Annotated in this window: 27 protein-coding genes; 22 read left to right on the forward strand and 5 right to left on the reverse strand. The window is 37.7% G+C overall.

Annotated features, from left to right (window positions below):
* Window positions 1-8: 8 nt before the first annotated feature.
* The 7 genes from CWD91_RS07005 to CWD91_RS07030 all read left to right on the forward strand — a co-directional run bounded on the left by CWD91_RS07005 (window position 9) and on the right by CWD91_RS07030 (window position 8,726).
* The gene (locus CWD91_RS07005) at window positions 9-1,889 is read left to right on the forward strand and encodes an ABC-F family ATP-binding cassette domain-containing protein (RefSeq protein WP_103440256.1); all 1,881 of its coding nucleotides are present in this window, start codon (window positions 9-11) and stop codon (window positions 1,887-1,889) included.
* Window positions 1,890-2,091: 202 nt separating this feature from the next.
* The gene (locus CWD91_RS07010; protein ID WP_103440257.1) at window positions 2,092-2,418 is read left to right on the forward strand and encodes a hypothetical protein; all 327 of its coding nucleotides are present in this window, start codon (window positions 2,092-2,094) and stop codon (window positions 2,416-2,418) included.
* 46 nt (window positions 2,419-2,464) lie between these two features.
* Window positions 2,465-2,614: a hypothetical protein gene (locus tag CWD91_RS22645; RefSeq protein WP_157943742.1), complete on the forward strand. Its 150-nt coding sequence runs from the start codon at window positions 2,465-2,467 to the stop codon at window positions 2,612-2,614.
* Window positions 2,615-2,739: 125 nt separating this feature from the next.
* Window positions 2,740-3,318 (forward strand): cob(I)yrinic acid a,c-diamide adenosyltransferase, encoded by a 579-nt coding sequence (locus CWD91_RS07015; RefSeq protein WP_103440258.1) that lies wholly within the window; start codon window positions 2,740-2,742, stop codon window positions 3,316-3,318.
* Window positions 3,319-3,451: 133 nt separating this feature from the next.
* Window positions 3,452-3,676, forward strand: a complete 225-nt coding sequence (locus tag CWD91_RS07020; RefSeq protein WP_013994285.1) for a DUF2795 domain-containing protein — start codon at window positions 3,452-3,454, stop codon at window positions 3,674-3,676.
* 174 nt (window positions 3,677-3,850) lie between these two features.
* A complete protein-coding gene (secA, locus tag CWD91_RS07025; RefSeq protein WP_103440259.1) occupies window positions 3,851-7,210 on the forward strand; it encodes a preprotein translocase subunit SecA in 3,360 nt (1,119 codons plus the stop codon).
* Window positions 7,211-7,517: 307 nt separating this feature from the next.
* On the forward strand, window positions 7,518-8,726 hold the full coding sequence (locus CWD91_RS07030) for a sensor histidine kinase (protein WP_103440260.1): 1,209 nt from the start codon (window positions 7,518-7,520) through the stop codon (window positions 8,724-8,726).
* Between the two features lie 279 nt (window positions 8,727-9,005).
* On the opposite strand, the gene CWD91_RS07035 is transcribed toward CWD91_RS07030, so the two are convergent.
* Window positions 9,006-9,230 carry a hypothetical protein gene (locus CWD91_RS07035; RefSeq protein WP_103440261.1) on the reverse strand — a complete coding sequence of 75 codons (225 nt, stop codon included), beginning with the start codon at window positions 9,228-9,230 and terminating at the stop codon, window positions 9,006-9,008.
* Between the two features lie 387 nt (window positions 9,231-9,617).
* On the opposite strand from CWD91_RS07035, the gene CWD91_RS07040 reads away from it, so the two are divergent.
* From CWD91_RS07040 to CWD91_RS07065, 6 genes are all read left to right on the forward strand, one after another.
* Window positions 9,618-10,181 carry a TetR/AcrR family transcriptional regulator gene (locus CWD91_RS07040; protein WP_103440262.1) on the forward strand — a complete coding sequence of 188 codons (564 nt, stop codon included), beginning with the start codon at window positions 9,618-9,620 and terminating at the stop codon, window positions 10,179-10,181.
* Between the two features lie 74 nt (window positions 10,182-10,255).
* Window positions 10,256-10,819, forward strand: coding sequence for a carboxymuconolactone decarboxylase family protein (locus CWD91_RS07045; protein ID WP_103440263.1), 564 nt, complete (start codon window positions 10,256-10,258; stop codon window positions 10,817-10,819).
* Window positions 10,820-10,923: 104 nt separating this feature from the next.
* A complete protein-coding gene (locus tag CWD91_RS07050) occupies window positions 10,924-11,229 on the forward strand; it encodes an EthD family reductase (protein WP_103440264.1) in 306 nt (101 codons plus the stop codon).
* 87 nt (window positions 11,230-11,316) lie between these two features.
* Entirely contained in the window at window positions 11,317-11,964 is a 648-nt protein-coding gene (locus tag CWD91_RS07055) for a DsbA family oxidoreductase (RefSeq protein ID WP_103440520.1), read from the forward strand.
* A gap of 39 nt (window positions 11,965-12,003) precedes the next feature.
* Entirely contained in the window at window positions 12,004-13,245 is a 1,242-nt protein-coding gene (gene fabF, locus CWD91_RS07060; RefSeq protein WP_103440265.1) for a beta-ketoacyl-ACP synthase II, read from the forward strand.
* 462 nt (window positions 13,246-13,707) lie between these two features.
* A complete protein-coding gene (locus tag CWD91_RS07065) occupies window positions 13,708-13,947 on the forward strand; it encodes a DUF1059 domain-containing protein (RefSeq protein ID WP_103440266.1) in 240 nt (79 codons plus the stop codon).
* 175 nt (window positions 13,948-14,122) lie between these two features.
* On the opposite strand, the gene CWD91_RS07070 is transcribed toward CWD91_RS07065, so the two are convergent.
* Window positions 14,123-14,362 (reverse strand): hypothetical protein, encoded by a 240-nt coding sequence (locus tag CWD91_RS07070; protein WP_103440267.1) that lies wholly within the window; start codon window positions 14,360-14,362, stop codon window positions 14,123-14,125.
* A 325-nt stretch (window positions 14,363-14,687) separates the two neighbouring features.
* On the opposite strand from CWD91_RS07070, the gene CWD91_RS07075 reads away from it, so the two are divergent.
* The 5 genes from CWD91_RS07075 (at window position 14,688) to arsB (ending at window position 17,983) form a co-directional block, all read left to right on the forward strand.
* Window positions 14,688-15,335 (forward strand): class I SAM-dependent methyltransferase, encoded by a 648-nt coding sequence (locus CWD91_RS07075; RefSeq protein WP_103440268.1) that lies wholly within the window; start codon window positions 14,688-14,690, stop codon window positions 15,333-15,335.
* Window positions 15,336-15,410: 75 nt separating this feature from the next.
* Window positions 15,411-15,743: an ArsR/SmtB family transcription factor gene (locus tag CWD91_RS07080; protein ID WP_103440269.1), complete on the forward strand. Its 333-nt coding sequence runs from the start codon at window positions 15,411-15,413 to the stop codon at window positions 15,741-15,743.
* Between the two features lie 47 nt (window positions 15,744-15,790).
* Window positions 15,791-16,264 carry a DUF6428 family protein gene (locus CWD91_RS07085; RefSeq protein WP_103440270.1) on the forward strand — a complete coding sequence of 158 codons (474 nt, stop codon included), beginning with the start codon at window positions 15,791-15,793 and terminating at the stop codon, window positions 16,262-16,264.
* Between the two features lie 30 nt (window positions 16,265-16,294).
* Window positions 16,295-16,927: an arsenate-mycothiol transferase ArsC gene (locus CWD91_RS07090; protein ID WP_103440271.1), complete on the forward strand. Its 633-nt coding sequence runs from the start codon at window positions 16,295-16,297 to the stop codon at window positions 16,925-16,927.
* 3 nt (window positions 16,928-16,930) lie between these two features.
* Window positions 16,931-17,983, forward strand: a complete 1,053-nt coding sequence (arsB, locus tag CWD91_RS07095; RefSeq protein WP_103440272.1) for an ACR3 family arsenite efflux transporter — start codon at window positions 16,931-16,933, stop codon at window positions 17,981-17,983.
* Between the two features lie 58 nt (window positions 17,984-18,041).
* Here the strand turns inward: arsB and CWD91_RS07100 are convergent, their stop codons facing one another.
* Window positions 18,042-18,281 (reverse strand): hypothetical protein, encoded by a 240-nt coding sequence (locus CWD91_RS07100; RefSeq protein ID WP_103440273.1) that lies wholly within the window; start codon window positions 18,279-18,281, stop codon window positions 18,042-18,044.
* Between the two features lie 423 nt (window positions 18,282-18,704).
* Between CWD91_RS07100 and CWD91_RS07105 the strand changes: the two genes are divergently transcribed.
* Window positions 18,705-19,466, forward strand: a complete 762-nt coding sequence (locus CWD91_RS07105) for a class I SAM-dependent methyltransferase (RefSeq protein WP_157943743.1) — start codon at window positions 18,705-18,707, stop codon at window positions 19,464-19,466.
* A gap of 71 nt (window positions 19,467-19,537) precedes the next feature.
* On the opposite strand, the gene CWD91_RS07110 is transcribed toward CWD91_RS07105, so the two are convergent.
* Window positions 19,538-20,746, reverse strand: coding sequence for a multidrug effflux MFS transporter (locus tag CWD91_RS07110; protein ID WP_103440275.1), 1,209 nt, complete (start codon window positions 20,744-20,746; stop codon window positions 19,538-19,540).
* Between the two features lie 239 nt (window positions 20,747-20,985).
* On the opposite strand from CWD91_RS07110, the gene CWD91_RS07115 reads away from it, so the two are divergent.
* Window positions 20,986-21,594: a hypothetical protein gene (locus CWD91_RS07115; protein ID WP_103440276.1), complete on the forward strand. Its 609-nt coding sequence runs from the start codon at window positions 20,986-20,988 to the stop codon at window positions 21,592-21,594.
* Between the two features lie 41 nt (window positions 21,595-21,635).
* Here CWD91_RS07115 and CWD91_RS07120 read toward each other — a convergent pair whose 3' ends face one another.
* Window positions 21,636-22,880 (reverse strand): NAD(P)/FAD-dependent oxidoreductase, encoded by a 1,245-nt coding sequence (locus CWD91_RS07120; RefSeq protein ID WP_103440277.1) that lies wholly within the window; start codon window positions 22,878-22,880, stop codon window positions 21,636-21,638.
* A gap of 105 nt (window positions 22,881-22,985) precedes the next feature.
* Between CWD91_RS07120 and CWD91_RS07125 the strand changes: the two genes are divergently transcribed.
* The gene (locus tag CWD91_RS07125) at window positions 22,986-24,542 is read left to right on the forward strand and encodes an HAL/PAL/TAL family ammonia-lyase (protein WP_103440278.1); all 1,557 of its coding nucleotides are present in this window, start codon (window positions 22,986-22,988) and stop codon (window positions 24,540-24,542) included.
* Between the two features lie 132 nt (window positions 24,543-24,674).
* On the forward strand, window positions 24,675-25,811 hold the full coding sequence (locus CWD91_RS07130; RefSeq protein ID WP_103440279.1) for a WG repeat-containing protein: 1,137 nt from the start codon (window positions 24,675-24,677) through the stop codon (window positions 25,809-25,811).
* Window positions 25,812-25,826: the final 15 nt, after the last annotated feature.

The raw sequence follows: 25,826 nt of genomic DNA on the forward strand, positions 1-25,826 counted from the left end.
AACCTTAAATGAACCTACTTACTGTAGAAAACATATCCAAATCATTTGGCGAGTTATCACTTTTTTCAAATATATCCTTTGGCATCAATAAAGACCAAAAGATTGCACTTATAGCAAAAAATGGAAGTGGTAAAACTTCCATCCTAAATATACTTTCGGGAAAGGATGCTTCCGATACTGGCCAAATTAATAGCCGAAAAGGTATTCGAATTTCATTTTTGGAACAAGAACCTGAATTAGACCACCTATTGACTATTGAAGAAACAATTTTCGCTTCTGACAACGAGGTACTAAAGGTTATTCAAAACTACGAACACGCTCTTCACAATCCTGAGGATGAAAACGCCTACCAAAAGGCGTTTGAAGCTATGGAACGTTATGATGCATGGGATTTTGAAACGCAATACAAGCAGATCCTGTTCAAATTAAAATTGGAAGATCTTGATGTAAAGGTTGGCCTGCTCTCTGGGGGACAAAAAAAGAGATTGGCTTTGGCAAATGCCCTTATCAATAGACCAGACCTTCTTATTTTAGATGAACCTACCAACCATTTGGACCTTGAAATGATCGAGTGGCTGGAACAGTATTTCGCAAAGGAAAACATGACCCTGTTCATGGTTACCCATGATCGCTATTTCCTGGAACGCGTCTGTAATGAAATCATAGAGCTGGACAATGGCCAGCTGTATTCCTATAAGGGCAATTATTCCTATTATTTGGAGAAAAGGGAAGCGCGTATAGAACAGGAAGTCGTAGAACAGCATAAATCCAAGATTTTATTTAAGAAAGAATTGGATTGGATGCGTAGGCAGCCCAAAGCGCGAACCACAAAATCCAAGTCGAGAATAGACGATTTTCATACCATTAAGGAAAAGGCCAGTCAACGACGAAAAGAACACGAGGTACAGCTGGAAATTAATATGGAACGAATGGGGAGTAAAATTGTTGAGCTCCATAAAATATCCAAATCTTATCCCAATAAACCCATTTTGGATAAATTTGAATATAATTTCCTTAAGGGGGAGCGCATAGGCATTATTGGAAAAAATGGTACCGGAAAATCTACCTTTTTAAATATATTGAGTGGTGTTGATCAGCCGGACGGTGGCAAGGTGATCATAGGAGAAACCATTAAGTTTGGATATTACACCCAAGATGGCATTGCCATAAAGGAAGGACAAAAAGTTATTGATGTCATCCGCGAATTTGGGGATTACATTCCCTTAATGAAAGGAAAACAAATTTCTGCCCAGCAATTATTGGAACGTTTTCTATTCGACCGTAAAAAGCAGTACGATTTTGTTGAGAAATTAAGCGGGGGGGAGCGTAAGCGTTTGTATTTATGTACGGTATTGATACAAAATCCGAACTTTCTGATTTTAGATGAACCTACAAACGATTTGGATATAGTTACCCTCAATGTACTGGAAAGCTTTCTACTCGACTTCCCTGGCTGTCTTTTGGTAGTTTCCCATGATAGGTACTTTATGGATAAAATTGTAGACCACCTTTTTGTTTTTAGGGGGAATGCCGAAATTGAGGACTTTCCGGGCAACTATTCAGATTTCAGATCATACGAAGACAGTAATGTTCAGGAAAGCAAGGCTATCAAGGAAAAAGCTGTAGAAATAAAAAATTCCAAAAACACCTGGAAGGCGGAAGAAACAGAAAAAAAACCTTCCTTTTTGGAACAAAAGGAATATAAACAATTGGAAAAGGAAATACAGAAACTGGAATCCAAAAAGGAGGAAATCCAGAATAAATTTACGGACAGCGCCCTTTCAGGAGATGAAATCTCCAAATTATCCATTAAGCTAAAAGAAATAACTGATTCCATAGAAGAAAAAACGGAACGCTGGTTTGAACTTTCGATGGCCATGGGCGAATAGTTCTTAAAAAATAGAGCGTAAGATGTTTTATCGCCTTTTCTCATTTTTAAAATTTCGGATAAGATCAAGCAACCAACATGGGCTACACTCCCCATTTGTATACCGCTATGTTACTAAATGCCTTTATGCTCCTCCTAACTTTATAAGCAGCAAATCCCATAATATACTGCTAAAAACTATAGTCCATTTTAAAATAAGCCAGGTGCAATTGGTTCCATTCGAGCCTGCTTTGGAGAAGGAAATAACCAACTACTTTAAAACAGTGACGATCGGCAATTCCTCCAGCGAGTTAATATTTATAGGCACCTTGAACAAGGAAACCATTGATCACTATATTGTTCAAAACGCAGACATTTCCAACGACACCATCGTGTATATAGATAAAATACACAATTCAAGGGAATCTTATAAATTGTGGAGAAGTATAAGAGAATTGGAACAGGTAAGGGTTACCATAGACCTCTTCTACGGTGGATTGGTATTTTTCCGAAGAGAACAAGTTAAGGAGCATTTTAAGATTCGGATTTAAACCCGTATTTTTAATGGTCATTACAGGAATTCCAAAAATCTGATCAATGGACTACATCATTTACATTGTGTTTGCCGTTCTTGGGGTGATTTTCTTGGTGACCCAAGGATTTACCAGGCGAAAATCCAGGGACATGAAATCGAGAAAATTCATGGAGGACTACAAGAACGAGAAAAGAAGTAAATCAAAAAAATAAGTATTGTATAATTATCATTGCCGGAAAGCGATTTATGCTAAACAGCGATTAGAATTGATTCAATAGACTACCGTACGTAGTTACCGAGAATCAAAATTCCCTTAAATTAACAAACACCAACCCACATGAAAATATATACCAAAACAGGTGATGACGGCACAACAGGTCTGTTTGGAGGTACTAGGGTACCCAAGCATCATATACGGATAGAAAGTTATGGCACCTTGGACGAGCTCAATTCCTGGATCGGATTGATTAGGGACCAAGATTTAGCAGATTCGTCCAAGAAAATATTGATAAAAATACAGGAGAAATTGTTTACTATAGGAGCCTTATTGGCCATTGACCCCAAGAAGGAAAATCTTAAAAATGGCAAAGACCGATTGAATATCCCAAAAATTGGCATTGAGGATTTAAATCTGTTGGAAAAGGAAATAGACAAAATGGAAATGAACTTGCCACCCATGACCCACTTCATTCTACCTGGTGGGCATACAACCGTGTCATATTGTCACATTGCCAGGACCATTTGCCGTAGGTCGGAGCGTCTGGTCTCCCAATTGAACGATTTCGAAGCTGTGGATCCCACCTTATTGTCCTATATAAACAGACTTTCCGATTTCCTATTTGTATTGGCACGAAAATTGTCCCATGATATACAAGCCGAGGAAATAAAGTGGATTCCAGAGAAACAGGACAAATAAATTCGTTAATTCTTCGTTATCAGATTACTAAAGCGATAAAATTCTAAATGATTAAGATGAATTTTATGCAAAAAAACTTGGTAGTCTCAGTTTAAAAATTACTTTTGCAAAATATTAAAAATAAATAATTACGATGTATTGGACATTAGAATTAGCATCCTATCTAAGTGATGCGCCCTGGCCCGCAACAAAAGACGAATTGATAGATTACTCAATCAGAACCGGTGCTCCTTTGGAGGTTGTAGAAAATCTGCAATCCATGGAGGAAGAAGGTGGGGAAATTTATGAATCAATTGAAGAGATTTGGCCGGACTACCCTACAGAAGAAGACTATCTTTGGAACGAGGACGAGTATTAAAATATTAACGGAATTACAACAAAAAAGTCTCATATGAGGCTTTTTTTTTACGTAATTTTGATGTTGGAATATCTTTTATCCAAAAGATAACATTGCACGTGCCAACATAAGAAAATTGTGTACACACATAGTAAAGGGCTTTAGCGAAGCCTTTCATTAATAACAGAAAACATTATGAGTTTTTTAAATTCGATATTAAAGGTATTTGTAGGGGATAAATCAAAGAAAGATGTCAAGGACCTTCAACCTTTAGTCAATCAAATAAAATCTTTCGAAGCCGCCTTGGAAAAATTAAGCCACGATGAACTTCGCGAAAAAACAATTCTCTTCAAAAATAAGATAAAGGAAGACTGCAAAGAGATCAATGAGCAAATAGACAAGTTGCTTAAGGAAGTAAAGGAATCTGCGGACATAGACAAGAACGAGGATATATATGCGGATATAGACAAACTAAAAGAAGAGATTTATTCCATTTCTGAAAAGACCTTAACGGAAATGTTGCCCGAGGCCTTCGCGGTAGTCAAGGAAACTGCAAAACGATTTACAAATAATGAAACACTAACGGTAAAGGCTTCTGAGTACGATAGATTGCTGTCTGGTTCAAAAGATTATGTTACCCTCAACGGCGACCAAGCCATCTGGAGAAATTCATGGGATGCTGCCGGGAAGCAAGTTACCTGGGATATGGTGCATTACGATGTGCAATTAATTGGCGGTATAGCCCTGCACCAAGGTAAGATTGCAGAAATGCATACAGGAGAAGGTAAAACCTTGGTGGCTACCCTCCCATTGTATTTAAATGCACTAACCGGAAATGGGGCACATTTGGTTACGGTAAACGACTACTTGGCAAAAAGGGATAGTGCCTGGATGGCTCCTATTTTTGAGTTCCACGGACTTTCAGTAGAATGTATCGACAAACACCAACCTAATTCTGATGGACGAAGGGCGGCTTATAACTCAGATATTACCTACGGTACCAATAATGAATTTGGCTTTGATTATCTTAGGGATAACATGGCACATACCCCTAGCGATCTGGTTCAAAGACCACACAATTACGCTATAGTGGATGAGGTGGATTCGGTTCTTGTGGATGATGCCCGTACCCCCTTGATAATTTCAGGTCCAGTACCTGAAGGGGATCGTCATGAATTTAATGAGCTTAAACCAAAGGTAGGCGATATTGTCAACCTTCAACGAGCCTATTTAACGGGTGTTTTGGCAGAGTCGAAAAAACTAATTGCCGAAGGAGATACTAAAGAAGGCGGTTTCCTATTGCTCAGAGTTCATAGAGGCCTTCCTAAAAACAAGGCTTTGATCAAGTTTCTGAGTGAAGAAGGGGTAAAACAATTACTGCAAAAGACCGAGAACTTCTATATGCAGGACAACAACCGTGAAATGCCGAAGGTAGATGAAGAACTTTGGTTTGTTATCGATGAAAAAAATAATCAGATAGAACTTACCGAAAAGGGAGTGGAATATCTTTCGGGGGATGGCGAGAAGGACTTTTTTGTAATGCCGGATATTGGTAATGAAATAGCCAAAATTGAAAATCAAGAGCTTGAGATAAACAAAGAAGCGGAATTAAAGGAGGAATTGTTCAAGGATTTTGCCATAAAAAGCGAACGCATCCATACCATGAATCAGCTTTTAAAAGCTTATACCCTTTTCGAAAAAGATGTGGAGTATGTGGTTATGGAAAACAAGGTAATGATCGTGGATGAACAAACTGGCCGTATTATGGACGGTCGTCGTTATTCAGACGGACTGCACCAAGCCATTGAAGCCAAGGAGAATGTAAAGATCGAGGCAATGACCCAGACCTTTGCCACTGTAACCCTTCAGAACTATTTTAGGATGTACAGCAAACTGGCGGGGATGACAGGTACCGCGGTAACCGAAGCAGGTGAATTTTGGGAAATTTATAAATTGGATGTAATGGAAATTCCTACCAATAGGCCCATTGCCCGAGACGACAGACAGGATTTGATCTATAAAACCAAACGCGAAAAGTACAATGCCATAATAGAGGAGGTAACCAAAATTTCACAGTCCGGTAGACCGGTACTTATTGGTACAACCTCTGTAGAAATTTCTGAATTGCTTTCCCGTATGTTGACCATTAGAAAAGTACCACATAACGTACTTAACGCAAAATTGCACAAAAAGGAAGCGGACATCGTTGCCGAAGCAGGTAATGCGGGAATAGTAACCATCGCCACGAACATGGCAGGTCGTGGTACAGATATTAAATTAAGTACGGAGGTAAAAAAAGCTGGAGGTTTGGCTATCGTAGGTACAGAACGACACGATTCCAGAAGGGTAGACAGACAGCTTAGAGGTCGATCAGGACGTCAAGGAGACCCAGGAAGCTCTCAATTCTACGTTTCCTTGGAAGATAACCTAATGCGATTATTTGGATCGGACAGGGTAGCCAAAATGATGGATAAAATGGGCTTGGAAGAAGGCGAGGTAATTCAGCATTCCATGATGACCAAATCTATAGAACGGGCGCAGAAAAAAGTTGAGGAAAACAATTTTGGTGTGCGTAAAAGATTATTGGAATATGATGATGTAATGAACGCCCAAAGGGAAGTGGTCTATAAAAGAAGACGCCATGCCCTACAGGGAGAGCGTTTAAAAGTAGATATTGCCAACATGATCTATGACACCTGTGAGGTAATTGCGGATACCAACAAGGCTGCCAGTGACTATAAAAACTTTGAATTCGAACTTATAAAATATTTCTCCATTACTTCTCCTGTTAGCGAAAACGAATTTGCAAGAATGGGTGTTCAGGAAATGGCAAATGTTATTTATAAAACTGCCTATACCCATTATAAGAACAAAATGGAGCGCAACGCTGCCACGGCGTTTCCAGTAATCAAAAATGTGTATGAGGACAATGCCAATAAGTTTGAAAGAATCGTAGTGCCATTTACAGATGGTATAAAATCCTTGAATGTGGTAACCAATCTTCAGGATGCTTATGAAAGTAATGGAAAACAATTGATAACGGATTTTGAAAAGAATATTTCCCTTGCCATTATCGACGATTCATGGAAAACACATTTGCGTAAAATGGACGAGTTAAAACAATCCGTTCAATTGGCCGTACATGAACAAAAGGATCCTTTATTAATTTACAAATTCGAAGCCTTTGAACTCTTCAAAGGAATGATCGAAAAGGTAAACAAAGAAATTGTTGCCTTTTTATTCAAAGGGGAGCTACCTAATCAAAGCCCAGAAATTCAAGAGGCTAGAAATATTCGTAGACCCAAGGAAAATTTGAAGACCTCTAAGGAAGAAATCCCAAACAGTGATGAAATGTCCGCCCGAAGCAGGGCCGTAGGCCAAAACCAAGGTGGACGGCCGCAGGTAACAGAAACTATTGTAAGGGAAAAAGCCAAAATAGGTAGAAACGAAAGGGTAACCATTAAGAACGTAATGTCCGGCGAAAGCAAGACCTTAAAATATAAACAAGCAGAGCCATTATTGGGCAAAGGAGATTGGGTGATCATAGAAGAATAAGAAACCCCCTACTCTATACAAAAGTAGCTCGCTACACTATAAAAAAAGCGACGGCCTAAGGGGTCGTCGCTTTTTTATTGTCCAAATTTTAATATATTTATAATAAAACCAATGCTTTTTCCTACGTTAAGGTTAATTGTGCAAGTATGATAGACTTGGGAATTTTGGACGAAAGTTTAGCTGTCGGGTATACAAGTAACTTATTGGGGAGAATCACATAAATGTATTGTTTTAACTTTAAAATTCATCATGCTTTAATTCAAACGATTATCTTTACCTTCAGAATACAACCATTAACCAATTTTTAATGCAAATACCCGATCAGGATCAGTACCGACTACAGGACAAAATCCGCTTAACCTTAAGGGTCAACTATATCTCCTCTGTCCTCTCCATTGTTTTTGGTATTGTCTGCATATATTTTCTCAAAATCACCCAAATAATTCCGACTACTTTTATTGCTTTCGGTGTTCTTAATTTAGTCAATACTGTTTTGTTCCACAAACATAAAACACTAACAGTAACCTATAATCTTACTTCAGTAATGGCCTTGGCTGCCTCTGTCATTATTACGATATACAGTGGAGGCATTAACAGTCCATTTATTTTTGTGCTGGCCTTGGTGGTATTTGCCGGTTATATCAGCACAAAGGTTTACGGGAGGGTATATTTAAACTTAAACCTTCTCATTATTATCCTAATTTATTCACAGAGTGTAGCTGAATTTAATTTTACAGAAAACATGGTCCCTGTTGCAAGCAAAAACATGTTTGCCCTTTTTAGTATTCTTTTCTCTGTTTACCTCTTGGGCGGTGTCATTGGTAAAAACCTCCTAAAGGCACATAACGAACTACACAAAATCAGAACCGAAAATGAGGCTCGTATTAAGGAGAAAGACACACTTTTAAAAGAAATACACCATAGGGTCAAGAACAATCTACAGACGGTATCCAGCTTACTTAGCCTTCAATCCAGAAGTATAGAAGAGCCTAGAATTAAAACTTTGATAAAAAGCAGTCAAAACAGGGTGATTTCCATGGCCATGGTACATGAAATGTTGTATATGCGACATGATCTGTCAAAAATTGAATATAAGTCCTATGTAGAGGAATTAAGTGATTATTTGTTGCGATCCTTTAAGGGCACCGACAACAATATAAGCTTGAGCATAAAAATTCCAGATGTGAAACTGGGGATAGATACAGCTATACCTTTAGGTCTATTAATCAATGAGGTAATCACCAATGCCCTCAAGTATGGGATAAAGGATAATGATGAAGGCGAAATTCACATTGAACTTCTAAAATCCAGCAGTAAGGATTACATTCTTTATATTGGTGACGATGGTGAAGGCTTTCCAGAGAACATAAGCCATAAGAACACCAAGTCCTTAGGCCTAAAACTTATTCATAATCTGGCCCGACAGTTAAAAGGGTCCATAAATAGGGATTTGTCGAAAAAAGGCACAAACTACATTGTGAAATTTTCCGATATACAGCATACATTTAAGACCTAAGCTTTACAGTGGAATCTCTCCAGATTCTTGATAGAACCCTTTTTCGATTTTCCAAAAATTTTAGAATCGATATTATTTCCTTATAAATTAGGTCAGGGCAAGATGCCTTATAACCTTTCCTGTTCCATAGGTACTTTTAATGGACGAAGAACGCCTTTGGTTTTCGGAAAAACAATGATATAACTAAGACAAAGGAATACGGGAACTAAAAGAGCAAATAACATCATAGTGGTCCAATTTAGTACTACATATTTGTAGCAGCCGGTTAATAATTGAGTATTAAGCCAATTTAGCTTTGTTTAATTTGGTAGTGAAAGACAATTCCTTGGTTACCCTAGAGTTTTTGAACATATACAAACGGGCAACACTGTTTTCATTTTTCACGGTAACTTCTGTAACGATACTCATGGTAACGATCTCAACTTTTTCTACCTTATTACCCTTTTGAGCTTGAGCAGCCAGGCCGATAAAAAGAACAAAGATTAAAGTTAATATGGTTTTCATGACTTGCGTTTTGTTATATATATAACTTGGGCAAGTGTATTTTTATAGGTTATGATTCGTTGAAAAACAAGGTTTCTCGTTGAGCTGAAAAATGTCTGTTGAAGTGTAAAAAAATGCCGATAAACGCAACTGGGCCCATAATCCCTTTAGCGATAAAACAAGTATTTAATCGTTTATCACTAACTGCCAATCCCAATAATCCATATGTTTCTGAGTCAATTGGAGCAAATACGAACTTTGAAAAACATATTATGCATGAACTGTCCTCTACAGGTTACAATATGTATTGCCCTACTATTACCAATCCACCCCACTCAATTTAAAAAAATGTTAAAATATTCCATTATACCTAAACGATTGTTTAGTTTTGTTCCGTAGTTAGGAATTATGGCAAGAAAGAAGGCATACTTAGAAGAAGAGGTTATTGAAAAAGCCATGCTTTTATTTTGGCGTAAAGGCTACGAATCCACCTCCATGCAAATGCTTGAACAAGAAATGGGCATTAACAAGTTTTCCATCTATTCCAGTTTTGGAAGTAAGCATGGTGTTTTTTTGGAAAGCCTAAAAAGCTACAAAAAAAAGGTTAATGGAATTTTTGAAAAATTTAAAAACTCAACCAATGGTGTTGAGGGCATTAAGGAATTTTTTTATGAATCCATAAATATATGTCATCAAGATGGAAATCAAAAAGGTTGTTTAATAAGCAATACTTATAATGAGTTTTCAGAAACTGAAGATGAATTGGTAAAAGGTGAGATGACTTCTTTCATGGACAATCTTAAAACACTCTTGATAGCTAAATTGAGTATGGATGGGACTAAAGATGAAAAGACCATAATGAAACAAGCCAATTTTTTATTATTGGCCAAACACGGTTTAGCTACTGCCTCCAGAGTTAATAGCCCCCAAGAAATTGAAGACTATATTGAAATAACCTTTAAAAATCTTTAAACATTTTTTTTAATCAATAACTAAACGATTGTTTAGTTATTTTACAACAAGTGCAACAATTAAAATTTGAAATTATGACAACATTAAAAGTGTACAACATGGAATCTGCTCCTGAAGCCAGCAAACCATTATTGAAAAAATCCCAAAAAGCTTACGGTATGATACCTGGACTACACGGTGTATTGGCTGGAGCTCCAGAAGTGCTGGATGCTTATCAAAAACTCCATGAATTATTTGTAAACACATCTTTTAACGAAGAGGAATTAACCGTAGTGTGGCAATCCATAAACGTTGAACACGCATGCCACTATTGTGTACCTGCACATACAGGAATAGCAAGAATGATGAAGGTAGATAATAGTATAACCGAAGCATTACGTAACGAAACAGCACTTGAAAACACAAAATTAGAGGCTTTACGCACCATGACATTAACAATAGTTCGCAATCGAGGAAACGTAACTCAAGAAAACTTGGAAACATTCTATGCAGCAGGGTACGAACAAAGACACGTTTTGGAAATTATATTGGGTTTATCACAAAAAGTGATCAGTAACTATACGAACCATATTGCAAATACAACAATAGATCCCGCTTTCAAGAGTTTTGAATGGAAAAAAGAGACTGTTGGGATATAAGACCATGTATTCATAGCTCCAAGCCTTCCGTTTAATCGGAAGGTTTATATATTACGAAAGAATAGATTTAATAATTTCAATTAGTTTATGAAATTTAAACATACATGATTAAATTAACAGCAACATATTCGAATACCAAGGATTTAAAATTCGCTAAAAAATATTATACCACTAAACATGGTCAGTTACTTTCATTGCTTTTGGCCGATGCGGTAAAGGCCTCCGATATGAATTTAGGACTTAGCGGAGCCAGTCCTGAGCAGCGTGCAACATATGTAGTCTTTGCCAACCTTACTTTAGAATCCTTGGCGTTATTTCAACAGTCCTTTGGAGCATATGCCGAAAAGATCCTGGCCGATCTACCCAATTTCACAAAGGTAAGGCCAGTAGTTCAAATTAGTGAGGTTTAATAAATCTGAACTATTATTGCAATGGAAAAGGAGTTTAAATTTGGATTTTCCCAATATAATATAGATTACACATTAAAGAATAGAATTATGGTCGATAAAATTAAACTGGATATTGTATCCGATATAGTCTGCCCATGGTGTACCATAGGTTATAAACGTCTGGAAAAAGCAATTGCCGAATTAGGAATAGAAGATAGAATAGAGTTGGAATGGCAGCCTTTTGAACTAAATCCAAATATGCCAAAAGAGGGTCAGAACGTACAGGAACATCTTACAGAAAAATATGGTTCTGGTTTGGAAGACCAAAAGCGTTCACAGGAATATATGGCCGAGGCAGGGGCAGAACTGGGATTTACCTTCGATTACTTTGATAAAATGAAGATAGTAAACACCAGGGATGCGCATATTTTATTAGAATACGCAAAGGAAAACAACAAACAGACCGAACTAAAAATGCGTCTTGTAGCCGCTTTTTTTAGCGAACGAAAAGATGTTTCCAACAGGGACGTACTTCTTCAAGAACTAGAAGTAGTGGGGCTTAATGCGGACGAGGCCATAGTTAGACTGGATAGTGACGATGCCCGTAATCAGGTGCAGTCAAAAGAAACCTACTGGCAAGGTCTTGGGGTTTCCTCGGTACCTACAATGGTATTCAATAAGAAAAGTGCACTTACCGGAGCTCAACCCGTTGATGTCTACAAACAAGTGTTAACAGAGTTGCTTGAAGAAAGGTAAATACCAATGGCAATTGGGTAATAACCATAAAAAAACTATATGAAAAGAGTAGTGATTACAGGACTGGGAGCCTTGACTCCAATTGGAAATTCGGTTGATGAATTTTGGGAAAGTGCCATAAAAGGCAAAAATGGATTCTCAAAAATCACTAAGTTCGATTCTTCTTTGTTTAAAACGACCTTCGCCGGTGAATTAAAGAATTTCGCCCCCGAGAAATATCTTGATCGTAACGAAATAAAAAGGAGTGATCCCTTTACCCAGTATGCACTCTGTTCCGTAACAGAAGCTTTCGGTGATAGTGGTTTAAACTTGGATACAATTTCCCCTTTTGATATTGGAGTAATTTGGGGAACTGGTCAGGGCGGTATGAAAACCTTTGAGGATGAAGTGAAGAATTATACCCAGGGTGGTATGAATCCTCGCTTCAATCCCTTTTTTATACCCAAACTTCTTGCTAATATGGCCTCGGGAATGATTGCCATGAAATTTGGATTAATGGGAATTAATTATACAGCGGTTTCGGCCTGTGCATCTTCAAGTTCTGCCATTATGGATGCATTTAACTATATTCGATTAAACAAGGCCAAAGTTATGGTTACAGGGGGTTCGGAAGCTCCTATAACCGAGGCCTCTATTGGTGGCTTCAGCGCTATGAAGGCTTTGTCTACCAGAAATGATGATCCTCAAGGGGCGTCAAGACCATTTGATGAAGATCGGGACGGATTTGTTATGGGCGAAGGAGCCGGCGCCTTGATTCTAGAAGAATTTGAACATGCCAAAAAACGCGGTGCAAAAATTTACGCCGAAATAGTAGGAGCCGCTATGACCGATGATGCCTACCACATTTCAGCCACACATCCGGAAGGTATCGGTGCTATAAAAGCTATGCAATTGGCTATGCAGGAAGCAAAACTTAATTCGGGAGAGATCAATTATTTAAACACCCACACTACCTCTACCCCTGTTGGTGACTTAAGTGAAATAAAGGCTGTGGCAAAAACCTTCAACAACGAGTTTAACAACCTGAAAATAAGTGCTACAAAATCCATGACCGGGCATTTATTGGGTGCGGCAGGTGCAATAGAAGCAATTTTATCCATAAAGGCGATTCAATACAATATAATACCACCAACTATTAACACCACAAAGATCGATTCCAGTATTCCCGCATCCATGCCTATAGTACTTCAGGAGGCCATTGAACATCCTGTAAATGTGGCCATGAGCAACACCTTTGGATTTGGCGGGCACAATGCCACTACTATTTTTAAAAAAAATTAGAACCTGCTTTTGTGCAATCATAGCAACCGATTTAAAGACATTTTGAGAAATTGGAATTGAGTAATAATAGGTGATTTTGTAAAAAGGCTGCCATGCAAGGAAAAAAACTATGCAGCCAGATGGCACATAATTTATTGCAGGACATGCCCTCATCACCACTATGATGGTGGCACTCTATGTACATTTCCATCCCAATATATTTGCAGGAGTTTTGCTTTTTAAGGTAAACCTCCTTACTTAACGCTATTCTAACTAATATTGACTTTTATTAATCTATCCTCATTTAAAAAACACAGATAAATAAAGACCTCGAATAACAGAAGGGCTCAAAATCCCCGATACTAGTTTGAAGCTTTTTCATTAACTTGTAACCTCAGCCTACTATTTAGATAAAACTAAGTGTTAACAGGAACCATCTCCGAGACAGTGGCCTTCTGGATAAACTTATCTTAAACAATCGATATGAAAACAATGACATGTAAACAATTGGGAGGTGCCTGTAACATGCAATTTCACGCCAATACGTTTGAAGAAATGGCAGAACAAAGCAAAAAGCATGGCATGCAAATGTTTCAGGCCGGCGACAAAGAGCACATGGCGGCCATGAATAAAATGCAGGAACTCATGAAATCAAAAGATGCCATGACCAAATGGTTCGAAAACAAAAAAAAGGAATTTGAAACGCTCCCGGACAAATTATAAATCTTAAACGATTGAATATAACCTATGTGAGTTGGAATTATTTGTCCAGATTCACCCGCTTGTTCAAAGCGCTTGTATTTTCAGTTGGTTTGGGAAAGACTACCATATAATTCAGACAGATGCAAATGGGGACTAGAAGTGCAATTAATATCAAAGTGTTTTGTTTTATTAAGTATTAAGTCAATTTAGCTTTATTCAATTTGGTAGTGAAAGACAATTCTTTGATTACCTTAGAATTTTTGAACATGTACAAACGGGCAACAGCGTTGTTACCTTTAAAAGCAACTTCTTGTTTTGCCGTAGCAGTTACAATACTCATGGTAACAGTTTCAACCTTAACTTCGGCAGCATCGTTTTGAGCTTGTGCAGCTACTCCGATAAAAAGAACAAAGATTAAAGTTAAAATGGTTTTCATGACTTGCGTTTTGTTATATATATAACTGAGGCAAGTGTATTTTTACAGGTTCTGATTCGACGAAAAACACTGATTCTCGTTAAGCGGAGAAAATCCTGATAAAGTGCAAAAAAATCCCGATGAACGTAACGGGCGTCAAAACCACTTTAGCGTCAAAAAATTGCATTTCATCGATCTTTGCGAGTGTTTACTTACCACTTCAGCTCCTCCAATTAATAATCTTCTACACTTAAAATAAAAAAATGATAAAATACTTCAGTCCTGCTTAGAAGATAATTCCCGATATTTATATCTATTAATCGTCATTTAAAAATGAAATACCCCATTGGACCGCTATAAGGAAACATTCGAGACTTGGAACAAAATAGCATCCTTATACCAAGACAAGTTTATGGACCTGGACTTGTACGATAAAAGTTATGATCTTATTTGTAAATCGATATCAACAAAAAATGCCCGAATTTTGGACATAGGTTGTGGTCCAGGAAACATTACGAGATATCTTTTATCCAAAAGGCCCGACTTTAACATACTGGGGATAGACGTTGCGCCAAATATGATAAAACTAGCCGAAAAGAACAATCCAACTGCCACATTCAAGATTTTGGACTGCAGACAGATCCGCGAACTAAACACCCTATACGATGGAATAGTCTGTGGTTTTTGCCTGCCCTTTCTTTCACCGGCAGATTGTACTCAATTAATTGCCGATTCCCAAAGATTGTTATCGAACAATGGATTACTCTATTTAAGTTTTGTAGAGGGTGACCCCAATAAATCGGACTTTAAAGTGGGTAGCAATGGAGACAGGGTCTATTTCCATTTCCACAAATTGGACACATTAAAAAAAAATCTTACTCTATATTCATTTGAAGAACCTGAGGTTTACTACATAAATTACGAGGGAACGGCCTCCCCAATAGAGAAACATACGGTCCTCATAAGTAGAAAAAATCCACACCAAAGGGACTAATTAAAAGAAAAAAGTAAAAATCATTGGTTAGAATAAATATTCATCGTAATATTGCGATATACAAATTAAAGAATTATGGGGTTAGCTAAAACAGAAATATTTTCAGATCAACAAAACCAAATTGCCATTTTTGCCAAAGCTTTTGGGCATCCGGCCCGAGTGGCTATTCTACAGCATCTTTTTAAAATAGATACCTGTGTATGTGGTGATCTTGTGAATGAAATTGGATTGGCCCAACCTACCATTTCACAACATTTAAAAGAATTGAAACTCTTGGGACTCATCAAGGGTAGTGTTGAGGGAACCAGCGTCTGCTATTGTATAAACACTGAAAAATGGCTGGAAATGAAAGAGATTATAAAACAATTTCTAAATCTGGACATAACCAAACTCGGAGATTGCTGCTAAAAAATTTGAATTCATTAATCGCATAATCGCAATAAACATATAACAAAATGAAACTATCACAAGTAAAAACAATTTTAGGAACTTTGGATACCATTGCATTCCAATTGCCAAATGGTAAACTAGTGCCCAATCATTTTCACGTTACTGAAGTAGGTAAAATCACCAAGAACTTTATAGACTGTGGCGGAACGGTTCGTAAAGAGGAAGTTGTAAATTTTCAGTTATGGGATTCCATTGACTATGACCACCGACTACATCCAGAGAAATTGGTCCATATCATAGAACTATCGGAAAAGGTATTGGAAATTGGAGATTTGGAAATTGAAGTAGAATACCAAGGAGAAACCATTCAAAAATTTGGATTGGACTTTGACGGCACCAACTTTCTTTTGGCCACCAGGCATACAGATTGTTTGGCCAAGGACAACTGTGGGATTCCGACAGAAAAACCAAGAATAAAATTATCCCAATTACAAGAGACTTCGGCAGATAGTTGCACTCCCAACTCCGGATGCTGTTAAACCATATAACCGCACTATAAATCTTATACAATGACACCCGTAAAAACTAAGATCTTTGACCAAATAGATCAGGCTATCGCTAAACTAAGTATTGATAATATAAGCGAGGAACGTAAAGAAATTTTGCAGCCCCTTGCCGAATATATACAGGCCAAAACAGATACCCAAGAACTCATAAGAATTAATTTTATTTGCACCCATAACTCCAGAAGGAGTCACTTATCCCAAGTTTGGGGGCAAACAATGGCGTTCTATTTTAACGTAAAGAATGTACAGTGCTACTCGGGCGGAACAGAATCCACTGCCTTATTTCCAATGGTGGCAGAAACCCTAAAAAATACTGGATTCCAAATAGAAACAATTTCGGAAGGGAAAAATCCTATTTACAGCATAAAATATGCCGAGAATGAACCCGCCGTAATCGGTTTTTCAAAGAAGTTGGATGCTGACTTTAACCCTAAATCGGAATTTGCAGCGGTTATGACCTGTTCACAGGCCGATGGGGGTTGTCCGTTCATAGCTGGTGCCGAAAAGCGTATCCCAATAACTTTTGAGGATCCTAAGGTGTATGACAATACCCCGCAGCAGACTGAAAAATATCGGGAAAGAAGCCTTCAAATTGCAACAGAATTACGATACGTATTTGCCCAAATAAAATCATAATTTATGGCCCAAATCAAAAAATTAAGCTTCCTGGACAGTTATCTTACCTTATGGATTTTTTTGGCAATGGCTTTGGGCGTTGGTATAGGCTATTTTGTACCTGCCTTTCCCAAAATCATCGATGGTTTTAGTAGTGGAGCAACCAACATACCCATTGCCATTGGACTCATCCTAATGATGTATCCCCCTTTGGCAAAGGTAGACTACTCACTTTTGCCCAAGGTTTTTAAAAACACCAAGATTTTATCCATTTCCCTAATACTGAATTGGATTGTTGGACCAATTTTAATGTTTGCCCTGGCCATTACTTTTCTAAGGGACTATCCGGAATATATGGTTGGATTAATCCTAATTGGTTTGGCACGATGCATTGCCATGGTACTTGTTTGGAACGACCTAGCGGAAGGAAACAGCGAGTACGGTGCCGGTCTGGTAGCCCTGAACAGCATTTTTCAGGTATTTGCCTACAGTTTTTATGCCTGGATCTTTATAACTATACTTCCACCTTATTTCGGATTTGACGGTGCCATCGTAGATATTTCTATTGCCACCATTGCGGAAAGTGTAGCCATTTATTTGGGAATACCGTTTGCATTGGGATTTTTAAGTAGATTGATTTTGGTGCAGCTAAAAGGGGAAGAATGGTACTCCAACACATTTATCCCGTACATATCGCCCATAACTTTGATTGCGCTTTTGTTTACGATAGTAGTCATGTTTTCCTTAAAAGGCGAATTGATAGTGGAGATACCAATGGACGTATTAATTATAGCAGTTCCCTTGTTGATCTATTTTACACTGATGTTTATCATAGGTTTTTTCCTTACCAGAGCCATGGGAGCGGAATACGACAAAACGGCTTCCGTTGCATTTACGGCTGCAGGAAACAATTTTGAATTGGCCATAGCGGTAGCCATTGCTGTTTTTGGTTTGGATTCTGGTCAGGCATTTGCCGGAGTCATTGGGCCCTTAGTGGAAGTACCTGCCTTAATTCTATTGGTACGCGTAGCCTTTGGGTTACGTAAAAAATATTATCCAATGGCCAAAGTTCAATAGAGGCACCAAAGGTTTGGGAAATTCTGTATTTAATTGCTAATGATGCTTAGGCTGAAGATTAAGCCAATTTCGCTTTATTCAATTTGGTAGTGAAAGACAATTCTTTGGTTACCTTAGAATTTTTGAACATGTACAAACGGGCAACAGCGTTGTTACCTTTAAAAGCAACTTCTTGTTTTGCCGTAGCAGTTACAATACTCATGGTAACAGTTTCAACCTTAACTTCGGCAGCATCGTTTTGAGCTTGTGCAGCTACTCCGATAAAAAGAACAAAGATTAAAGTTAAAATGGTTTTCATGACTTGCGTTTTGTTATATATATAACTGGGACAAGTGTATTTTTCTAGGTTCTGTTTCGACGAAAAGCACTGTTTCTCGTTAAGCGGAGAAAATCCGGATAAAGTGCAAAAAAATCTCGACGAACGTAACGGGCTCCAAAATCACTTTGACGATAAAAAATTGCATTTCATCGATTGACGTAAGTATATACTTACAGTTCCAAGTGCTCCCATTTTTAATTATAGGCCTTTAAAATAAGAAATTGATCTTATTCGGTAATCCAAAATTGGAGTATATCACCCTTCCTTTTGTCCAATATTCGGAATTTTATAATTATTTGGGTTTAACATTGCCGCCCAATTTCTAGGACTATGAAAAGTGAATTAGGCCGATCCGCAGTTGGATATATTTTAAAAGTATTTTTTCATTCTTACTTTTGTAATATGAAAAAAGCCATGGACCGTTTTTCCATTCAATCAAAAACTTATAAAGACTTTAGGCCAAGCTACCCAGAGGCTTTGTATAAGTATATATATTCCTTCTGTGATGCCATGCATAGTTGTTGGGACTGTGGCACAGGTAACGGCCAGGTGGCGGCGGTGCTATCCAAATCCTTCGATCAGGTTTTTGCCACCGACATAAGCCAGCAACAAATAAAAAATGCCATTCTTAAACCAAACATACAGTATAGTGTTCAAAGAGCCGAACGGACTACATTTCCAGAACAGTATTTTGATTTGATCACAGTGGCCCAAGCTGCACATTGGTTTGATCTTCCCAGCTTCAATATGGAAGTTAACCGAGTCTTAAGGCCCAATGGTATTATCGCTATTTGGGGCTATGGACTTCTAAAAATAAATCCAGAAATAGATGCCCTTGTGAATCATTTTTATCAACACATCATAGGGACATATTGGGACAAGGAAAGGGGTCACATAGATAACAACTACAGTACCATACTATTTAATTTTAATGAAGTGGACATCAAGGAAAACTTTAAAATAGAAGCCAAATGGACAATTGACCAGTTAAAGGGTTATTTTAATTCCTGGTCAAGTGTACAAAATTATAAAGACAAGAATAAAGGCGACAATCCTGTAGAACAACTTATCATGGATTTAGCTCCTATATGGAATACAACAAGGCAACAAATAACTTTCCCCATCTTTATACGCATGGGCACCCTAAAAAGTAATCAAATTTGAATATTGCTTTTTTATAATTGCCTGTAATAAGTAAACCGTCCACCATTATTCAGTTTATCCAACCATAGATACTAAACGGAAGCCATAACCATCCTTCTTCTCATCAACATCAAAATACCAAGTGAAATACATCCACAAACCGAAAACCCCACAAAAAGTGGAAGTGTTGTTCCATGAATAAAACTACCCACATATGTTGCTATGGGTATGGCAATCATTGTAGATATAAATCCGGTAATGGCAGCCCCTATTCCGGCTATGTGGCCGATAGGCTCCATTGCAATGGCCCTAAGGTTTCCAAATATAAAACCTATTGTAAAAAATTGCAGGGCCAGGAAGGTAATCAACACAGACAAACTCGGATTTTGGGCGTTCCAGAACAAGGCTACATAGACAATTGAATTTGTACAAAACAATGTTAAAGCAATCCAAGCCAATCTTCTCATTCCCAATTTAACCACCAAGGTACCATTTAGCAAGGTGGACAATCCTACAGAAATAGCCAATCCGGCAAAAATATAGGGGAAATTGTCAGCCAATCCATACTGAACTTCAAATATTTCCTGTGCCGCGCTCAAATACACCATAAAAGCTCCTGTAATTAATCCAGACACTATTGTAAAAGCCATGGTTTCGCGGTGAAGAATCAATTCTCTAAATCCATTTGCGAAAACCTGACTGGAAAATTTAATCTTATATTCCGGTTTTAAGGTTTCGGGTTGCCTTCTCCAAAACCAGACTCCCACCATTATAGTTGCAATCAATTGCATGTAAAAAATGGCCTCCCAACCGTAATGATCCAGGAAAAACTTTCCCAAAGCGGGGGCTACAATGGGCACCAAAATAAAAAATGCCGTAACGAAGGACATGATCTTTGCCATATAATCTCCCTTATAGGAATCCCTTATCATGGATATACTAATGGTCCTAGGAGCTGAAAGTCCTATCCCTTGTAGTATTCTGCCAAATATCATCCATTCCAAAGAAGGAGCAAGAACGCATATAACGCTGGCCACACTAAATACTATAAAGCCAATATAGACAATTGGTTTCCTGCCAAAACTATCCGACAAAGGCCCAAAAACCAATTGACCCAAGCCCAAGCCCAAAAAAATCATAGTGATAAACTTCTGATTTTCGGTAGGATCCAAGCTATGGATATCTACCCCAATTGTGGACATTGCCGGCAAAAGGGCATCAATGGCCAAGGCTACAATGGACATTAAGGACGCCATTATGGCAACAAATTCGAACTGTGGTCGCTGCTGATTTTTTTGCATTCGGCAAAATTAAACATATGGAATAAGATTAGCCCACTTATTACAGGAAATATCCAAACCATAACATTTTATAAAATTATACAATGCATTGACCCTTCGCCAATTATAAAATCATTTAACCATATTATCAGAACCCAATTCGTGATTATACTTACTATTAACGAAAAATTAATTTCAAGGCAGCCTTCCTAAAGTATAATTCTTATACTTTTGAAGGTATAACCACTAATTATTTATTTATGAAAATTTATTTAATCATTGCTCTAGTATTTTTGTCAACCTTATTCTGTTTTGGCCAAAAGCTAAAAGTAAAACAAGGAGATTTTAATTTTATCAAGGGTCAGAAGGAAATAAACGTAGAATTTGTCTATGACAATATGAAACTGTTGAAGAAGAATCTTTCAAATGACGAATACGTAAAAGAGCATTCTGCAGAATTGGAAGACAAAACACGTGGAAAAGGTACATCTTGGGAAAAAAGCTGGTATGCGAGTAGGGAATTGATCTATGCCCCAAAATTTTTGGAATTAATGAATAGATACCTCTATGAGGACCACAATGTTTTCTTTAACGAGAATTTATCAGAGGCCCAATATACCCTTATTGTGGAAACGGTATGGGTTTATCCAGGTTGGGATGCCGGTGTCATGAAGCAACCGGCAAAGGTTAGCACCTTATTAAAGTTCGTTGAAACCAATAATAAAGCTAATATATTGTTGGAGGTTTCCAGTGAAAATGCACCTGGAGACCAATGGGGAAGTTCATTTAGTAATGAAGATCGATTGGGCGAAGGTTATGCCAAAACCGGAAAATCATTTGCTAAATTAATTCTGAAAAAAGGATTCTAGGCCAACCTTTAAGGAGTGCTACAAAAAAGTGAATGACAATATCATTCACTTTTTTGTTTTTCAAGTTCAATAATATGTGCTACCGTTCTTATAAGTCTATTGTGCTTTGTTACAAAGGGATTGGTCTTATCCCAAACATAACCCGCCAAAACAGAACAAATTTGACTTTTTACTTCAGGATTTTCTGGTTGGTGGAAAAATAAGGTCTGTAGATTACCGCTATACCACTCCTTAACATAGGAAGAAAATACGTTTACCCCTTCCTTAATATAATCGGAATATTCTGTCTCCCAATCTACTGGTTCTTCATTAAGCTTCTTGGCAATCAGTTTTGCTCCCAACAAGGCCGATTCCGTAGCAAAAGTTACTCCAGAAGAAAAAACAGGGTCCAAAAATTCGGCACTATTGCCTGTTAGGACATACCCTTTTCCATAAAGTTGTTTTACCGATTTGGAATAGTTCTTTATCAAAACAGGTTCAAACAAATATTTCACTCCTTTAAAACGTTCATAATAATAGGTGGACAATTCCAACAATTGAGTCAATTTTTCGGCATTACTTCCTTCAAAGGATTCTAAAAATTCAGTAGGACCTACATAACCAATACTTGTTTTTCCATTTGAAAATGGAATGACCCATAACCAAACCTCGGTCTCCACCACATCAAAAGTAATTAGGGTTCCTTCCCTACCCTCTGGGCGATTTACATCCACTACATGGGTAAAAATAGAAGAATGATTGGGCAGTACAGAGGGCTTGTCGAGATCCAACAATCTTGGCAATACCCTCCCATATCCACTGGAATCTATAATATATTTGGCTTTAACCTGGTATGGTACACCGTTTTCATCCTTTATGGTGGTCACCGATTCCCCATTTTCTTCTATTGAAACATCCACAACCTCATGTCCAAAGGAGACATCCGCTCCCTTCTTGGTCAACTCATCTACCAATACCTTGTCAAAATCCGCTCGCGGCACTTGCCATGTCCAATCCCAACCTTCAGTATGTTTCTTACTAAAATCAAATTCACAAATTTTATCCCCTTTTATAAATCGGGCTCCAAACTTTTTTTCAAAACCAAAGGCATTCAATCCTTCCAATAGTCCCACTTCTTCAAAATGATCCATACATCGCGGCAAAAGACTTTCTCCAATTACAAACCTCGGGAAAACACTTTTTTCAACCACCTGGACCTTAATTCCCTGATTGTGTAAATAAGCCGCTGCAACGCAACCAGACGGCCCTGCACCTATTACTAAGACTTCGACAAAACGCTGATTCATTATTTTTAAAATATTGATTGGTTAAATATCATACATTTGCAATCCAAAATAACTATTTTTATTAATTGTTATTCAATTTACTTTTTAAATATTGAATTTATATACATGTTGACTCTTAAAGGAAAGTTGGGAATAGAAGATTTCTATCAAATAATTTTTAAGGAAGAATCTATTCTAATTAATAAAGACGTTTTAGCAACCGTTGAAAACAGTTTTAATTTTTTAAGCCAATTCTCCCAAAACAAAATTATTTACGGTGTAAATACAGGTTTTGGACCAATGGCACAGTACAAGATAAAAGATTCCGACCGTATTCAATTACAGTACAATCTAATAAGGAGTCACGCTTCAGGGACAGGCAATTTAATCCCTACCAAATACGTGAAGGCCGCCATGTTGGCGAGATTAAACACCTTGAGCCTAGGCCATTCAGGGGTGCATATTTCAGTAATCGAGTTAATGACTTCCCTCATCAATAAGAATATTACCCCTATAATTTTTGAGCATGGTGGTGTTGGGGCCAGTGGGGATTTAGTCCAATTGGCTCATATTGCCCTAGTTCTTATTGGGGAAGGTGAAGTTTTTTACGAAGGAGAAAGAAGACCTACAGAGGAAGTTTTTAAAATTGAAAACCTAAAGCCCATTACCGTTTCCTTAAGAGAGGGCTTGGCGCTTATCAATGGCACATCTGTAATGACCGGAATCGGCCTGATCAATACCATTAATACCAGAAAATTACTGGATTGGATGATATGCTGTTCTTCTGCCATCAATGAAATTGTAGAGGCCTATGATGATCATTTATCATTGGAGCTTAATCAATCCAAGAAACATAAAGGTCAACAGCAGATTGCCAAATCCATGAGAAATCATTTAAAGGATAGTACGCTTACCCGAAAAAGGGAGCACCATTTGTACAACGGCAATAATGAAGTGTCAATTTTTGAAGAAAAGGTTCAGGAATACTATTCCTTGAGATGCGTACCACAGATTTTAGGGCCAGTCCTTGACACTTTGAACAACGTGGAAAAAATCCTTATCGAAGAGGTCAATTCCGCCAACGATAATCCCATTGTGGATGTTGAAAAAGGACATGTCTACCACGGAGGAAATTTTCATGGAGATTACGTTTCCCTTGAAATGGACAAGCTAAAATTAATTGTCACCAAAATGAGCATGCTCGCTGAAAGACAATTAAACTACCTATTAAACCCCAATCTTAATAATATTCTTCCCCCATTTGTAAATCTTGGTCAACTTGGTTTAAATTTTGGAATGCAGGGTGTACAGTTTACCGCTACCTCTACCACTGCGGAAAACCAAATGTTGTCCAATTCCATGTACGTGCATAGTATCCCGAACAACAACGACAATCAGGATATTGTTAGTATGGGTACCAATGCTGCCAACATTACCAAAAAAGTCATTGAAAATACTTTTGAAGTCATTGCCATTGAGACTATAACCATAGTACAGGCGATTGAGTATCTTAAGGTGCAGGATAAAGTATCATCGAGAACAAGAAAATTGTACGACGATATTAGAAATTTGGTTCCTGTAATTTCCGACAAAGACGTTCCCATGTATCCTTATGTAAATAGTGTTAAAAGCTTTATTCAGAACGTTGAAGTAGAAACTTACGCTTGTAAGCAACTTAATTAAAATTTTGAGTTAGAGAAGTTATATATGTAAAATAATCGCTAAATTAATAGTGGTCTAGGATTATTTTAAACTTACCAAGTCCTAGCTTGGCAATTAATGATATTGAACGTTTTAATTTAAAAAAAATCTCAGATGAAAACAAAAATTACATTTTCAGTTGCACTTTTTTTAATGTTCGGCAATTTTTATGCCCAGGAATATGCACTAGTTAGGGAAAATGGCATGTTTGGGTATATTAACACCTCTGGCGAGTATGCGATTAAGCCACAATTTAAGAAAGCGGACAACTTTACCAATGAGCGCGCGGCTGCATCAACGGGCGACAAATGGGGTTATATAAATACTGCAGGGGAATGGGCAATTCAACCTGAATACGAACATGTAAAGGAATTTAATTCCGGGCTGGCCTTGGTAAACAAAGGCGATCAATGGAACTATATCAATGTTTCGGGTGAAGTGGTGGAAACGCCGGTTTCTGATAAATATTACGATTTTGACAACGGGGTAGCTTTTTTTAAAAGTGGTGAAAAGATAGGTCTTCTGGGCACAGATGGAAAACTGATAGCGGAACCGGATTTTGATGAAATAAAACCCTTTATAGATGGATATGCCAAGGCTCGAAAAGGTGAACTTTGGGGTATGATCAACCAAAAGGGCGAGATTTATATCCCCATTGAAAACCAGGAAATTGGTGATTATAATAGTAAAGGGGTCTGGGTAAAAAAACAGGAATCTTTTGGTATAGTTTCCAATGGCAGCTTTAAACAGGTAAAAAATGCCGATAAGATTTGGGAATTCACGGACAAATCCGATCTAACATACGCCAGGAGCAATAAATTAATGGGCTTCATCAACAACCAGGGAGAGTGGATCATTGCTCCTACTTATGAAAAAGCAAGGGATTTTAGCCAAGGGTTGGCACCGGTCTTTATGAACAAAAACTGGGGATACATCAACGAGAAAGGAGAAAAGGTCATAGAATTCAGCTTTAAGGATGCAGAAGTTTTTTCGGCCAACGGATTAGCTCCTGCAAAAGATAAGAAATGGGGTTTTATAGATAAGAGTGGAAAGTGGGTAATTCAACCTGAATATGATATCACGGCAGGCTTATCATTTTCCATCTTTAAAAAGAATTTGGAAAAGGGGTTCATTAACGGACTCGCCAGAGTAAAATACAACAAAGAATGGGGATTTTTAAATGCTAAAGGAGAAGTTCTAGGCAATAAATGGTACGAGAATGCCGAGATATTCGATGACGTAAAGAATTAAATCACACTAATTAGA

The organism is Arenibacter hampyeongensis, assembly GCF_002909255.1.
Taxonomy (GTDB): domain Bacteria; phylum Bacteroidota; class Bacteroidia; order Flavobacteriales; family Flavobacteriaceae; genus Arenibacter; species Arenibacter hampyeongensis.